At 62.7% G+C, this 13,364-nt stretch carries 15 protein-coding genes; 5 read left to right on the top strand and 10 right to left on the bottom strand.

Annotation, left to right across the window (positions count from 1 at the left end; genetic code table 11):
• The first annotated feature begins 2 nt into the window (after positions 1-2).
• A complete protein-coding gene (locus tag PMI38_RS08210; protein WP_008092654.1) occupies positions 3-722 on the top strand; it encodes a lysophospholipid acyltransferase family protein in 720 nt (239 codons plus the stop codon).
• A 63-nt stretch (positions 723-785) separates the two neighbouring features.
• Positions 786-1,757, top strand: a complete 972-nt coding sequence (locus PMI38_RS08205; protein ID WP_008092652.1) for a magnesium and cobalt transport protein CorA — start codon at positions 786-788, stop codon at positions 1,755-1,757.
• A 117-nt stretch (positions 1,758-1,874) separates the two neighbouring features.
• Here the strand turns inward: PMI38_RS08205 and PMI38_RS08200 are convergent, their stop codons facing one another.
• Positions 1,875-2,609 carry an amidotransferase gene (locus PMI38_RS08200; protein WP_008092650.1) on the bottom strand — a complete coding sequence of 245 codons (735 nt, stop codon included), beginning with the start codon at positions 2,607-2,609 and terminating at the stop codon, positions 1,875-1,877.
• A 525-nt stretch (positions 2,610-3,134) separates the two neighbouring features.
• Between PMI38_RS08200 and PMI38_RS08195 the strand changes: the two genes are divergently transcribed.
• Positions 3,135-3,929, top strand: coding sequence for a c-type cytochrome (locus PMI38_RS08195; RefSeq protein WP_008092648.1), 795 nt, complete (start codon positions 3,135-3,137; stop codon positions 3,927-3,929).
• 115 nt (positions 3,930-4,044) lie between these two features.
• On the opposite strand, the gene PMI38_RS08190 is transcribed toward PMI38_RS08195, so the two are convergent.
• The 4 genes from PMI38_RS08190 to PMI38_RS08175 form a co-directional block, all read right to left on the bottom strand.
• Positions 4,045-4,377: a ribonuclease E inhibitor RraB gene (locus PMI38_RS08190; protein WP_008092646.1), complete on the bottom strand. Its 333-nt coding sequence runs from the start codon at positions 4,375-4,377 to the stop codon at positions 4,045-4,047.
• A gap of 174 nt (positions 4,378-4,551) precedes the next feature.
• Complete coding sequence (locus PMI38_RS08185) at positions 4,552-4,788, bottom strand: hypothetical protein (protein WP_008092644.1); 237 nt, start codon at positions 4,786-4,788, stop codon at positions 4,552-4,554.
• A 177-nt stretch (positions 4,789-4,965) separates the two neighbouring features.
• Entirely contained in the window at positions 4,966-7,020 is a 2,055-nt protein-coding gene (locus PMI38_RS08180; RefSeq protein ID WP_008092642.1) for an LTA synthase family protein, read from the bottom strand.
• A 141-nt stretch (positions 7,021-7,161) separates the two neighbouring features.
• On the bottom strand, positions 7,162-7,353 hold the full coding sequence (locus PMI38_RS08175; protein WP_008092639.1) for a PLDc N-terminal domain-containing protein: 192 nt from the start codon (positions 7,351-7,353) through the stop codon (positions 7,162-7,164).
• 123 nt (positions 7,354-7,476) lie between these two features.
• Between PMI38_RS08175 and PMI38_RS08170 the strand changes: the two genes are divergently transcribed.
• Positions 7,477-8,415, top strand: a complete 939-nt coding sequence (locus PMI38_RS08170; RefSeq protein ID WP_008092638.1) for a ZIP family metal transporter — start codon at positions 7,477-7,479, stop codon at positions 8,413-8,415.
• A 135-nt stretch (positions 8,416-8,550) separates the two neighbouring features.
• On the opposite strand, the gene PMI38_RS08165 is transcribed toward PMI38_RS08170, so the two are convergent.
• Together PMI38_RS08165 and PMI38_RS08160 are read right to left on the bottom strand one after the other, a co-directional pair.
• A complete protein-coding gene (locus tag PMI38_RS08165) occupies positions 8,551-9,081 on the bottom strand; it encodes a hypothetical protein (protein ID WP_008092636.1) in 531 nt (176 codons plus the stop codon).
• Positions 9,082-9,141: 60 nt separating this feature from the next.
• On the bottom strand, positions 9,142-9,666 hold the full coding sequence (locus PMI38_RS08160; protein ID WP_008092633.1) for an ankyrin repeat domain-containing protein: 525 nt from the start codon (positions 9,664-9,666) through the stop codon (positions 9,142-9,144).
• Between the two features lie 266 nt (positions 9,667-9,932).
• Here PMI38_RS08160 and PMI38_RS08155 point away from each other — a divergent pair, with 266 nt between their 5' ends.
• Positions 9,933-10,205, top strand: a complete 273-nt coding sequence (locus tag PMI38_RS08155) for a DUF3509 domain-containing protein (protein ID WP_008092632.1) — start codon at positions 9,933-9,935, stop codon at positions 10,203-10,205.
• A gap of 130 nt (positions 10,206-10,335) precedes the next feature.
• Here the strand turns inward: PMI38_RS08155 and PMI38_RS08150 are convergent, their stop codons facing one another.
• From PMI38_RS08150 to aroC, 3 genes are all read right to left on the bottom strand, one after another.
• Positions 10,336-10,872, bottom strand: a complete 537-nt coding sequence (locus PMI38_RS08150; RefSeq protein ID WP_008092631.1) for an oxidase — start codon at positions 10,870-10,872, stop codon at positions 10,336-10,338.
• Positions 10,872-12,026, bottom strand: coding sequence for an MFS transporter (locus tag PMI38_RS08145; RefSeq protein WP_043273252.1), 1,155 nt, complete (start codon positions 12,024-12,026; stop codon positions 10,872-10,874). Before PMI38_RS08145 ends, PMI38_RS08150 begins: the two co-directional genes overlap by 1 nt.
• A 141-nt stretch (positions 12,027-12,167) precedes the next feature.
• A complete protein-coding gene (aroC, locus tag PMI38_RS08140) occupies positions 12,168-13,259 on the bottom strand; it encodes a chorismate synthase (RefSeq protein WP_008092628.1) in 1,092 nt (363 codons plus the stop codon).
• Positions 13,260-13,364 lie beyond the last annotated feature (105 nt).

Here is a 13,364-nt window from a genome sequence, read left to right as displayed (position 1 = left end):
CAATGCTCTACTCCCTTCGCATGCTCCTGCTGGCGCTGCACTTTTTGCTGGTAGGTTTCATCGGTCTGCTGATCGGCCTGCTGCGCCCCTTCAACCGCGACAACAGCCGCGTGTTCGCCCGCCTCTACAGCGTGCCCGCCACCTGGCTGATGCGCATCAAGGTCAAGGCCGAGGTCGGCCCGTTGTGGGACCAACCGCCCGGCTGCGTGATCGTCGCCAATCACCAATCCAACTTCGACCTGTTCATCCTTGGCCATGTGGTGCCGCAACGCACCGTTGCCATCGGCAAGAAGAGCCTCGGCTGGATTCCCCTGTTCGGGCAATTGTTCTGGCTCGGCGGCAACGTGCTGATCGATCGCAGCAACGCCTACCAGGCGCGCAAGGCCATGCAGGTGACCACGCGGATCCTGCGTGACGACACCTCGATCTGGATCTTCCCGGAAGGCACGCGCAACCCCGAGGAGCAATTGCTGGCGTTCAAGAAAGGCGCCTTCCACATGGCCATCGAGGCCGGCGTGCCGATCGTGCCGGTGTGCGTCAGCCGCTACACCCGCCGCCTGAGCCTGAACAGCTGGCGCCAGCGCACGGTGATCGTGCGCTCGCTGCCACCGATCGCCACCGCCGGACTCAGCCAACAGGACGTGCCGGCCCTGGTCGAGCAGTGCCGCACGCAGATGCAGCAGTGCATCGACCGCATGGAAAGCGAGCTGGCCAACCACTAGGTTGCTCTTGCGCCCACTACAGCCCAAGCTGTAACCCGTGTGCAACCGAACAAGTGGATCACCATGGGTCGAGTCGTGGCATCGGCGGTGTACGCCGCCGGCAGGAAGGTCACCAACATCAGCATCGATGAAGGCAGCGAGTGGGCGCGCAAGCCTGGGCATTTCGTCTGGATCGGCCTGGAAGAACCCAACGCCGAGGAACTGGCCAACCTGCAGCGCCAGTTCAACCTGCACGAACTGTCCATCGAGGACGCGCTGGAAAAACACAGTCGGCCGAAGCTGGAAACCTTCGGCGACGCGCTGTTCATCGTCACGTATTCGCCCGTGCGCCATGAGGGCAAGCTGGAGTTCATCGAAACCCACATCTTCGCCGGCAACGGTTACATCATCACCTGCCGCAATGGCCACTCGAAATCCTATGCCCTGGTGCGCCAGCGATGCGAGGCGCGGCCGTTGCTGCTCGAACATGGCGAAGATTTCGTGCTCTACGCCCTGCTCGACTTCGTCACCGAGAACTACCAGCCGGTCAGCGAAGCGATCCATGGGGAAATCGAAGAGCTGGAGCAAAGCGTGCTCGGTGGTTCGCTGCAGGAAGAAGACATCAGGCGCCTGCACAGCCTGCGCCGCGACATCCTGCGCTTGCGCCGCTACGTGGCACCGATGGTGGAAGTGAGCGAGGAACTGCAGCGGCTGAGCTTCCCGTTCATCGACAAGAACATGCGCCCGTATTTTCGCGACGTGCAAATCCACGTCACGCGGCAGATGGAGGATTTGGCCGGGATCCGCGATATCGCCAGCCAGACCATCGAGATCGGCATGCTGCTGGAGTCGTCACGGCAGAGCATCGTGCAGCGCAAGTTCGCGGCATGGGCGGCCATCCTGGCGTTTCCCACGGCGATTGCCGGGATCTACGGGATGAACTTTCAGAACATGCCGGAGCTGGGATGGCAGTACGGGTATTTCGTGGTGCTGGGGGTGATTGGGGTGGGGTGTTCGGGCTTGTATGCCAGCTTCAAGAGATCTGGCTGGCTGTAGGGCCTCTTCGCGGGACAAGCCCGCTCCCACAGGATGCCTGCAGCCTTCATGGCCTGTAGCAATCCTGTGGGAGCGGGCTTGTCCCGCGAATGGGCTGCGCAGCAGCCCCAAACATGATCAGGCCGCGCTATCGCCAGCCTTGCCCGTCTGCTGAACGAATCGCATCATCCACTCGCCCACCAGATCGCCCTGGTGCTCGCTCGCCAGGCTCGCCACCGCCTTGTGGTACACCTCGTCACCCAGGTAATCCTGACGCGCATCGAGCAGCGCCCGCGAGTAGTCATGGACGAACTCCGGATGCCCCTGGAAGCACAGCACCTGATCCCGAATGTGGTACGCCGCGTTCGGGCAGAAATCGCTCGAGGCGATCACCGTGGCACCCTCCGGCAGCTCGGTGACCTGATCCTGGTGGCTGATCAGCAGGGTCAGCTCGGACACTTCCGGGTCCATCCACGGCGCATGCGCCGCCAGCGAGTACCGGTGAATGCCCACACCCCAACCTTTGTCGGCACGTTCGGCCTTGCCCCCCAGGGTCAGCGCCAGCAGTTGATGGCCGAAGCACACACCCAGCAGCTTCTCGCCACGCTCGTACAGCTTCAAAAGGTAGGCCTTGAGCGTCTGGATCCAGGGATCGGTGCCGAACGAGTCGGCCTTGCTGCCCGTCACCAGGTAGGCATCGAAGCGCGCTTCGTCGGGGGGATAGTCGCCGTTCATCACGTTGTACACACAAAACTCGGCTGCGATCGGCTGCCGCGAGAAGAGCTGCTCGAACATCCTTCCGTAGCCCTGGTACTGCGCGGTCAACTCCGGTCGCAGGACATCGGTTTCAAGGATGCAGATGCGTAACGACATAGGGATAGTCCTGAACGACATGAGTGGGAATCTGTTGTAGAGACTGACGCGAAAGACACGTACAAGCAAGTAGGCTGCACTGACGAACGGTCACATTTTGTCGGACAACTTTACCCGCAAGTGCAGCCGTCTAGGAAGGACATGCCAGCGAGCTGGCCCTTGGCCTCATAGCAGAAAGCGATTTCAATTTTACTCAATAGAACAAAGGGTTCTGAAACAGGGATGACGTTGCCCCTACTGTTGGTTGTATATCGATTTCAAGAGGTATTCAGTACCGGCGTGCAGCACGCCACTGTGATCGACCCCCAACGTGACAGGAAGCCAAACGGGTATTCAGGAATAACAACAAGAAGGCGGTCCGCCATGTTCAGACAATCGAAACTTCGCCAAGCTGGGCTCATTCTGTTCGCCACGACTTTGCTGCTGATTCTGCCGAACCTTACACGCTTGTTCGGATGACGGTGGCTGTGGCCTTCACTGGCAATGCACAGGTAATCTGCCGGCCTTGATGGTTGGAGATTGCCTATGCGCCGTTGCCTTGCCCTGCTTGCCTTGCTCGCTAGCCTGCCGCTGTCGGCGGCGCAGTTGCACCTGGAGCTGGGCGGCGCGCCGCGCCAGCTGGACAGCGCCGAATTGCTTGCACAAGCCCAGGAAATCACCATCGAACAGGACGTTTCCTATAAGCGGCCCATGCGCTATCGCGCCGTGCCTCTGGGCACACTGCTGCAAGGCATCGATGCCGATGACCACCTGCAGGCCGTGGCACTCGATGGCTTTGCGGCCGAAATGCCCGCCGGACCGTTGCTGCAGGACGGCCCTGCACGCGCCTGGCTGGCGGTTGAAGATCCGGCCAGGCCTTGGCCAGCACTGGGCACCGGCAAACCCAGTGCCGGGCCGTTCTATCTGGTATGGACCGACCCACAGGCGAGCGGCATCCGGCCTGAGCAGTGGCCGTTCCAGATCGCCACGATCCGCCGCCTGGCCCCCGTCGAACAGCGCTTCCCGGCGCTGGTGCCGGACGCGAAACTGCCGGCCAACGACCCCGTGCGCCAAGGGTTTGCCTTGTTCCAGCAGAATTGCCTGGCCTGCCATCGGCTCAATGGCGCGGGCGATGCGCAGTTCGGGCCGGACTTGAATGTGCCGCACAACCCGACCGAGTATTTCCAGCCGGCGTTCTTGCGCCAGTACATACGTGACCCGCAAAGCTTGCGGCAATGGCCGCAGGCGCGGATGCCGGGGTTTGCCGAAAGTGTGTTGAGCGAGCAGGAGCTGGATGCCTTGTTGGCTTATCTGGGGCATATGGCCAAGCGCAAGCCTTGAGCTTGCGGTGGCCTCTTCGCGGGACAAGCCCGCTCCCACAGGTACCCCAGTGTTTTCAGATTCAGTGAAACGCCTGTGGGAGCGGGCTAGTCCCGCGAAGAAGCCACCGCAACATTCAGGCAATCGGCCGTTCGTGCTTGACGCCCCACCCTTCGACCTCTCCGCCGTAAGGTGAAACGACCTGCTCGAACCGCTCCTCGAAGTCACCGATGCCCCCGTAAGTGGCATACATGACCTTGCTCAGCTCCAGGTGCCACACGCCATCGTCCCGCTCATGCACCTGAGCATTGAGCGACTCGCCCTGAAACTGCCCAGCCGCCCGCCGCGCGTTGACTTCGTCGGGAAATACCGCGTAGAACTCGATGGGATGGATGCGGGTGAAGTCAAAACCGCCAGCTTTCATCTGGCGCAGGACATTGCTGCTGATATCGTCGTTCTGGCTGCTCATGAATCGTCCTCCCGAATAAAGCGATGGATAGACTTTCCGTGCACTACGCACCTGCCGACACATCCGGCAGATCGAGCTGATGCAAGACGCGAACTGAATGGGTGCCGCCCCGCAGAAAAGGCCGACACCTCCCACCAGCGTAGTGCCTGCCAGGGCACCACGCCAACCTGCGGGTCAGGGTGCTTCTTTGATGCTGGTGATGATCACGCCGTTCTGCTCCTTGAGCCAGCGTGCCGTGGGGGATGGGGCGCGGTCCTGGAAGTCGTTGAGGTCCAGCTCATCCATGACCGGAAACAGATGCGAACGAATGGCGCGGGCCGCCTCTTCCTCGCTGGGGCACTGTTCACCGTGCATCAGCAGCGTGGTCGGCTCGCCTTTCTGGTCGGCAAAGATGACTTCCCACTCTTTCATTGAATAGCCCTCAAGCAGAGAACACCGGGGTGATGCCTGTAATTGCTTGACCGTGGGCGGGGGGATTTGTTCAGTCAGCTGAGTTCAGTAGTAGCCCTATCGCCGGCAAGCCGGCCCCCACAGGTGCAGTATGCGCTGTACCTGTGGGAGCCGGCTTGCCGGCGATAAGGGGCACACTTACTTAGGTGTGCCGTGCACTACACCCGCGGTGTTGTCCAGCAAGCTCTTGGTCGCGGTCTGGATGTACGCCTCGAGCTTCTTGAGCATTTCCGGCTGGTCCGGGCTTTCGATCAGCTCGGCCTTGAACTCGCGACCCAACTGGTAGCGGTACATGCGCGGGCTCATGTCCTTCGACTCGATGAGGATGCGGTCACCCTCGACCAGGCCGACGATCTGCTCGCTGCCCGACGGCTTGATCATGCCAACGCCCTGGTCGCCTTCCGGCAGGTTGAGCAGGTCGCGGCCCCAGCACTGGTGGCGGGTCTCGCCACCGAGGCGGCCCATGATGGTCGGCACGATGTCGACCTGGGTACCGACGGTGTGGTTGACCGCACCGAACTTCTCCTGGATGCCCGGAGCGATCAGCAACAGCGGCACGTTGAAACGGCCCAGGTCTAGTTCGGTGACTTGCTGCTGGTTGCCGAAGCCGTGGTCGCCGACGATGACGAACAGGGTGTCCTTGAAGTACGGCTCTTTGCGCGCCTTCTCGAAGAACTGGCCCAGCGCCCAGTCGGAGTAGCGCATGGCGGTCAGGTGTTCGTCCAGGCGGCCCTGGCCTGTGACCTTCTCGACCGGCAGGTCTGCTGGCAGCGCATAGGGCGTGTGGTTGGACAGGGTCTGCAGCAGCGCGTAGATCGGCTTCTTGCCATCGTGCTTGGCCAGTTCCTCGTTGCCACGGTCGAACATGTCCTGGTCGGACACGCCCCAGGTCGGGTCGGAGAACACCGGGTTGACGAAGTCGTTACGGCCAATGAAGGTGGTCATGCCCTGGTTGCCGAAGAAACCGGACTGGTTGTCCCAGGCGAAGTCGCCGTTGTAGACGTAGACATCGTCGTAGTCGCGGGCGCTGAGCAGTGCCGGCAGGCCGGACAGCTTGTGGCCGCCCTCCGGGGTCTGCATCAGGTATTCGAAGCCTGGCAGGTTCGGGAAACAGGCCATGGTGGCGAACATGCCCTGGTGGGTATGGGTGCCGTTGGAGAAGAAGCGGTCGAACAGCAGACCCTCCTTGGCCAGCTTGTCGAAGTAAGGGGTGATGTTATTCGGGCTGCCCAGGGCACCGACCGAGTGGCCGGCGAAGCTTTCCATCAGGATCACCACGACGTTCTTGATCGGCAGGGTACGCTCGGCCGGTGGCACGAAGTCACGGCGGATGGCAGCCTCGTCGGCATCGACCAGGGTGTCGTTCGGGGTCAGCAGCTGCTCACGCACTGTCTGGGTGGCCAGGTTCTGCTCCAGCACCGGCTTCCAGATGTTGGCGCGGTCTTCGCCGAAGCGGCTCTTGGCGGCGTCGATCAGGGTCAGGGTGCCGTTCAGGCCCAACTGGTTGACGAAGTTCGAGTCGGTGGTAAAGGCATCACCCCAACGCATCGGCGGGCCCTGGCGCAGGGTGCCACGGGCGGCGACCACGGCGACCAGCAAAATCACCATGAACACTGCCAGGCGGTTGTACCAGGGGGCGATACGTTGCACGCCATTGCCCCGGGTCAGGCGGTCGATGCCCTTGAACAGCAGGCTCAGCAGCCAGGTGCCGAACAGCCAGGCGAGCAGGTAGCGAACCACCGGGAAGCCGTACCAGAGCATGCTCATCACGGTCTTCGGGTCTTCCTTGATGTACTGGAAGACCAGGCCGTTCAGACGCTGGTGGAACTCGCGGTAGAAGTCCAGCTCCATCAGGCCGAGGAACATCACCACGCTCGAGGTGATCGTCAGCCAGAAGCGGAACAGGCCACGCTGGGCCATCGCCCACGGGCTGAGGATCGCCAGCAGCAACGGAATGCTCAGGTACACCACTACCCGCAGGTCGAAGCGCAGGCCGTTGAGGAAGCCTTCGGCGACCGTGGAGTAAGGGGTGTCGCCGATCATGTCGCTGTTGTAGACCAGCAGCGCAAGGCGCACCAGGCTGAGCATCAACATGATTACCAGGCCGCTGAGCAGCGTATAGGCCAGGTGCGATTTCAAGGTCGGCGTGAAAGCTCGCGCGCCCTGTTGCTTCAAGGCATCCGTGTTAGCCATGAATGGGGAAGTCCTAGGATTGCGGTTTGCGGAGATGGCGCTGGCACTAGACCAACGCAGCATTGTGCGGGTGCGGATTCTGTTTAAACCAATGTGAAAATTTTGTCACGGACCTGTTGCGGTTTTTGTCTGCCGCGGCCTTCAAGCGCGCACATTGGCGCGCGGCCCGGCGATCGCCCAGATCACCAGCCCGATCACTGGCGCCAGCACGATCAGCAGCATCCACAGCACCTTGATCCCCACTTTGCTGCCGCTTTTAAGCACATTGAAGATGGCCCAGATGTCCAGGGCCAGGATGATCAGCCCAACCACGCAATTGAATGTCGAACCCATGTCGCCCCCCCTTGAAGTGCGCGAAACCGCGCATGATCGGCTATCAGGTCGATAGAAGGGAATCCTTGGTCACGCGAGCCGGTCTCTGGATAGACTGCTTGTATTCATCAGTTCGAGGTACCCATGCCCCCCGCCAACACCCAAAGCGCCGCCTCCCCCTCCCTGCTGAGCGCCTGGCGGCAACAAGCGATCAACACCCCGTGGCTCAGCGCCGGCCTGGGCGTGAGCCTGCTGGCGGTCATCGTGCTGCTGGCGGCCAGCTTCTGGAACGCCGTCAACGGCGACCATGCCGACAACCTGCACCTGGCGGTGCTCGGTGGCTTGTCCGGCTTCGGCGCCACGGCATTGGGGGCGGTGCTGGCCGTTGTGCTGCGCGACGTCAGCGCCCGGAGCCAGGACGTGATGCTCGGCTTTGCGGCGGGCATGATGCTCGCGGCCAGTTCCTTCTCGTTGATTCTGCCGGGCCTGGATGCCGCCCGCGAGATCACCGGCAATGGCCCGGCCGCAGCGTTCACCGTGGTGCTGGGCATGGGCCTTGGCGTGCTGCTGATGCTCGGCCTCGATCGCTTCACCCCGCATGAACATGAAAGCACCGGCCCCTGCGGCCCCGAGGCCGAACGGATCAGCCGGGTGTGGCTGTTCGTGCTGGCGATCACCTTGCACAACCTGCCCGAAGGCATGGCGATTGGTGTGAGCTTTGCCAACGGCGACATGAACATCGGCCTGCCGCTGACCAGCGCCATCGCTATCCAGGATATTCCCGAAGGGTTGGCCGTGGCCTTGGCGTTACGCGCGACCGGGCTTTCGAATCTGAAGGCGGCGTTGGTGGCGATTGGTTCGGGATTGATGGAGCCGCTGGGCGCGGTGATCGGCCTGGGGATCTCCACCGGTTTCGCCCTCGCCTACCCGATCAGCATGGGGTTGGCGGCTGGGGCGATGATTTTCGTGGTGTCCCACGAAGTGATTCCCGAGACCCACCGCAATGGGCACCAGACGGCGGCGACCCTGGGGTTGATGGGTGGGTTTGCGGTGATGATGTTTCTGGATACTGCGCTCGGTTGATGTTTTTGCCCTGACTGTGCCGGCCTCTTCGCGGGGCAAGCCCGCTCCCACAGGTTCACCACTGATACTGAAATCAATGTGTGTCTGTGGGAGCGGGCTTGTCCCGCGAAGAGGCCAGGACCGACAACCAACGATTCAGACGTGAACCGCGACCTTCAGGGCCTCCAACGCCGGCTCCACCTTGATCCCCACTTCTGCCCCCAACTCCAGCACGCGTGCCAGGTCGTTCTGCCCCACCATCACCATCTGCAGCTCATCATCGAGCAACTGGCTGAAGTTCAGCAGCACATAACCCCCCGCTTCTTTATTCAACGCCCCCATCTGCACCTGAATACGGTTGAGCGCAGTCAGCGGCTCGGTACGCGCCAGCTGCTTGGGCTTGAGGGTGAACGGCACGCTCTTGTCGAACGAATCGCTGATGTGCTGGAACAGCTCCTGGTAGCTGTCGGCCTGGAACACCACGGTATCCGGCAGGCTGCCGAGCACGACCCACTCACCCAGGGCGATCGGGAAACTGTCGTCATAATTTATGTCCGGATTGGCGGACAGGAAGGCGGCGGGGTCGGCGTAGGCTTGGGCGGCCTCGTCGGCGATGCGCTCGATGTCTTCATCGCGCATGCAGCCGGCGGCAATGAGGCTGATGAATTCGAGCAACTGGTTTTTCATGAACGGGGGCCTGCGACGGGTGAAAAGTCGCCAAGGATAGCCGCAAACGCCCCCGAACGGTTAGCCGGCCAGCGCCTGCAGGCGTGCTGCGGCTTCCACTGCGCCCATGGTCTGCGCCGCCATCAGCGCGGTGACGCCACGGGCATCGCGGTGGGCCGGGTCGGCGCCCTGGGCCAGCAGGTAGTCGAGGATCTCGCCGCGGTTGAACATGGCTGCGAGCATCAGTGCGGTACGCCCGTCCTGTGCGGCGGCATCCACCGGCACCCCCTGCTCCAGCAGCAAGCGAATCATCGCCAGATCGCCCTTGAACGCCGCGCCGGCAATCGGCAGCTGGCCGTTGTCGTTGGCGATCAAAGGGTCGGCGCCATGGGCCAGCAGCACTTGCACCGCCTGATGCTGGCCGTGGTAGCTGGCCAGCATCAGCAAGGTGTCGCCCTTGTGGTTGCGCAGGTTGGCCGGCAGGCCGCTGGCCAACAACCGTTCAAGCATCTCGGCGTCACCCTGGCGGGCACGCTCGAACACCTGCTCGGCGAAGGCGGCGGTTTCTTCATCGGTCATGGCAGCGGGCGCATGTTGATCGGACATCTGGAACCTCCTGGCAGAAAAGATTGCCCAAGTGTTTGTCAGGCACGTGCACAGGGTCAAAGGTTCAGAATCTATAGGGCCGATAGGCGTTGCGTGACTCGTGCAAAATGCACTGTGCAAAATGCACGACCATGCAGCCTGCACGACGCCGCCTTCAGAAAAAGTTTGTAATACCTTGGATTTAAAGGATTTTTCCTAAAAAACCGTTCTGGCACGGTCACTGCAACATTCAACTCACGTCTGCCCACCAACAGTCAGGAGTTGATATGGACCTCATCCAGGAAAAGTTCGTCTCGGTGTTCCCGGCCTACCAGGTCGCCACCCAGCCCCGTCCCGATGGTGGCATCCTGCTTACCCTTCGCGCCGCTGACAGCAAAGTGACTCGCCGGGTGCTGACTTATGCGCAACTGCACAGCGCCGAACAGCTGTCCTGGGCGATCAGCGCCATTCGCCGTGACTTGGCCGAACAGGCCAGTGAACTGCCGGTGATCTCGATGCTGCAGAGCCAGCAACGGTTTGCGTTGCCGACCTATCGGTAGAGTTTGCCTGGGCCGGCCTCGCGCGGATAAATCCGCTCCTACACACAGTTGCTGCATTGCCCATAGGGATGGCGGGGCACTTGTGCAGGAGCGGATTTATCCGCGATGAGGCCCGGTCAGGCACTAACGCTCAAAGCTCATCGATGCCCAAGAACAACCGAGCCGTCTCATCACCCGTAAACCGTGGCTCTACCCCCTGCTCGTTGGCAAACAGCCGCAGCGCCACGCAGAACGGGTTATCCCCCAGCTCCACCCAGCGCCGCGTCCTGGCCGGCACTACCAGCTGGTCGCCCTTCTCGCACAACACTGCATACACGTAGTCACCCAGACGCAACCCGACCTGGGCACGGCCGCTCACCAGCGCAAACACTTCTTCGGCGTCATGCACATGCTCGTCGCGCAGGTCGACCTGCGCCGGTTGCGCGCCATCACGATCGAGTACGCGGAAGGCGGCGCTGCGGTGCGCGGTCATCAGTTGGTCGAGCAGCTCACGACAGTCGCCCAGTACCGCTTGCTCGCCCGTGCCTGGCCGCACGCGCAGCTCCAGCGGCTGGTGAATGAAACGCACACCCTGTTCGGCCAAGGTTGCAGCGATATCGTCGTGGTGGGTCAGTACCTTGTTCGGCAAGTCCGGGCTGGACGGGTGGAAAACACAGAGGATGCTCATCAGCGGCGGGTCCTGGTCGATTTCAAACGAGTGGCAATGATAACGGCTGCAGCCAGTGCTGCGGCGCTGGCCATACCAAAGGTGAAGGTCGGCCCCAGCAGTTTCCAGCTGTAGCCTGAATACAGCGCCCCCAGCGCACCGCCCGTGCCCGACAATGCCGCGTACAGGGCCTGGCCCTGGCCTTGCTGGCGGGCGCCGAAACTGGCCTGGACGAAGGCGATCGATGCCGCGTGGAAACAGCCGAAGGTGGCCGCATGCAGCACCTGGGCAAAGACCAGCACGCCTGGCTCGGATGCCAGGTTGCCCAGCAACAGCCAGCGCAGCGCCGCCAGCAGGAAGCTGACCAGCAGCACCTGCTGCACGCTGAAGCGCGCGAAGATTCGGCTCATGGCCATGAATATCAGCACTTCGGCCACCACCCCCAGCGCCCACAACAGGCCAATGGCGCCGCGGCTGTAGCCCAGGTGCTCCAGGTGCAAGGTGAGGAAGGTGTAGTACGGCCCGTGGCTGAGCTGCATCAATGCCACGCACACATAGAAGGCGATCACCCCTGGCGCCCTCAGCTGGCGCAGGAAGCCGCCGGCCCCCTCGCGCTCCCCCTGCTCCACCGGCTGAGCGTTGGGCACCCACAGGCTGGCGGCGACGATGCCGGCCATGATCGTCACCAGTGCGACCGGGTAGATGTCCAGGCTCAGCCATTCGAACAGGCGACCCAGGCCCACCACGGTGAGGATGAAGCCAATCGAGCCCCACAGCCGCACCTGGCTGTAGCGTGCGGTCTGGCCGTGCAGGTGGGCCAGGGTGATGACCTCGAACTGCGGCAGCACCGCGTGCCAGAAGAACGCATGCAGGGCCATCACCAGCGCCAGCCAGGCGTAGCTCTTGCCAAAGAAGATCAGCGAAAAGGTGGCCAGGGTCGACAGCGCGCCCAGGCGCACGATCAGCAGCCGCTGGCCGCTGCGGTCGCCCAGCCAGCCCCACAGGTTGGGGGCGATGCAGCGCATCAGCATGGGGATCGCCACCAGCTCGCCGATGCGCGCCGGAGGGAAGCCAAGGTGGTCGAAATACAGGGCCAGGAACGGGGCCGTGGAGCCCAGCAGGGCGAAGTAGAACAGGTAGAAGCTGGACAGGCGCCAGTAGGGGATCGGGGGCATGAAATGGGCCTTTTCGGTGTCTGTACCGGCCTCTTCGCGGGACAAGCCCGCTCCCACAGGGCCAATCCCACAGGTAGAGTCAGCTGTGAAATTGATCCTGTGGGAGCGGGCTTGTCCCGCGAAGGGGCCGGTAAAGACGAATCAGAGCTGGCCCAGTACCGGAGTCGTGACCTTCACCTCGGCATTCTGCCCACGGTGACGCAGCAGGTGATCCATCAGCACGATGGCCATCATCGCTTCGGCGATCGGTGTCGCACGAATGCCCACGCAAGGGTCGTGGCGGCCTTTGGTAACGACCTCGACCGGGTTGCCATGAACGTCGATGGAACGGCCCGGCACGGTGATGCTGGAGGTTGGCTTGAGCGCCAGGTGGGCGACGATCGGCTGGCCCGAACTGATACCGCCGAGAATGCCGCCGGCGTTGTTGCTCAGGAAGCCTGCCGGGGTCAGCTCGTCACGGTGCTCGGTGCCGCGCTGGGCGACGCTGGCGAAGCCTGCGCCGATTTCCACGCCCTTGACCGCATTGATGCTCATCAGCGCATGGGCAAGCTCGGCATCGAGGCGGTCGAAGATCGGTTCGCCCAGGCCCGGCATCACGCCTTCGGCAACCACGGTGATCTTCGCCCCGACCGAGTCCTGGTCGCGGCGCAGCTGGTCCATGTAGGCCTCCAGCTCCGGCACCTTGTCCGGGTCGGGGCTGAAGAAGGCGTTGTTTTCCACCGACTCCCAGCCCTTGAACGGAATTTCGATCGGGCCCAGCTGGCTCATGTAGCCACGCACCTGGATACCCTGGGTGGCCAGGTACTTCTTGGCGATGGCGCCGGCCGCCACGCGCATGGCCGTTTCACGGGCCGAGCTGCGGCCACCGCCGCGGTAGTCGCGCTCGCCGTACTTGTGGTGGTAGGTGTAGTCGGCGTGGGCCGGGCGGAACAGGTCCTTGATCGCCGAGTAGTCCTTGGACTTCTGGTCGGTGTTGCGGATCAGCAGGCCGATCGAGCAGCCCGTGGTGCGGCCCTCGAAGACGCCGGAAAGGATCTCAACTTCGTCGGCTTCCTGGCGCTGGGTGGTGTGCCGGCTGGTGCCGGGCTTGCGCCGGTCGAGGTCGTGCTGCAGGTCGGCGAGGGAAATTTCCAGGCCCGGTGGGCAGCCATCGACAATGGCGACCAACGCCGGGCCATGGCTTTCGCCAGCGGTGGTGACAGTGAACAGCTTGCCGTAGGTATTGCCGGACATGGACGCTCCGCGAGTCTGCCTGATGTGAACGAAAGCGGCAGTATACGGAAAATTTCACCAGGAATGCTCGCCTGTACCGGCCTCATCGCCGGCAAGCCCGCTCCC

The organism is Pseudomonas sp. GM84 (assembly GCF_000282535.1).
Lineage (GTDB): Bacteria > Pseudomonadota > Gammaproteobacteria > Pseudomonadales > Pseudomonadaceae > Aquipseudomonas.
Note: the sequence above shows the minus strand (reverse complement) of the source record. Positions and strands in the feature narration are given on the sequence as shown.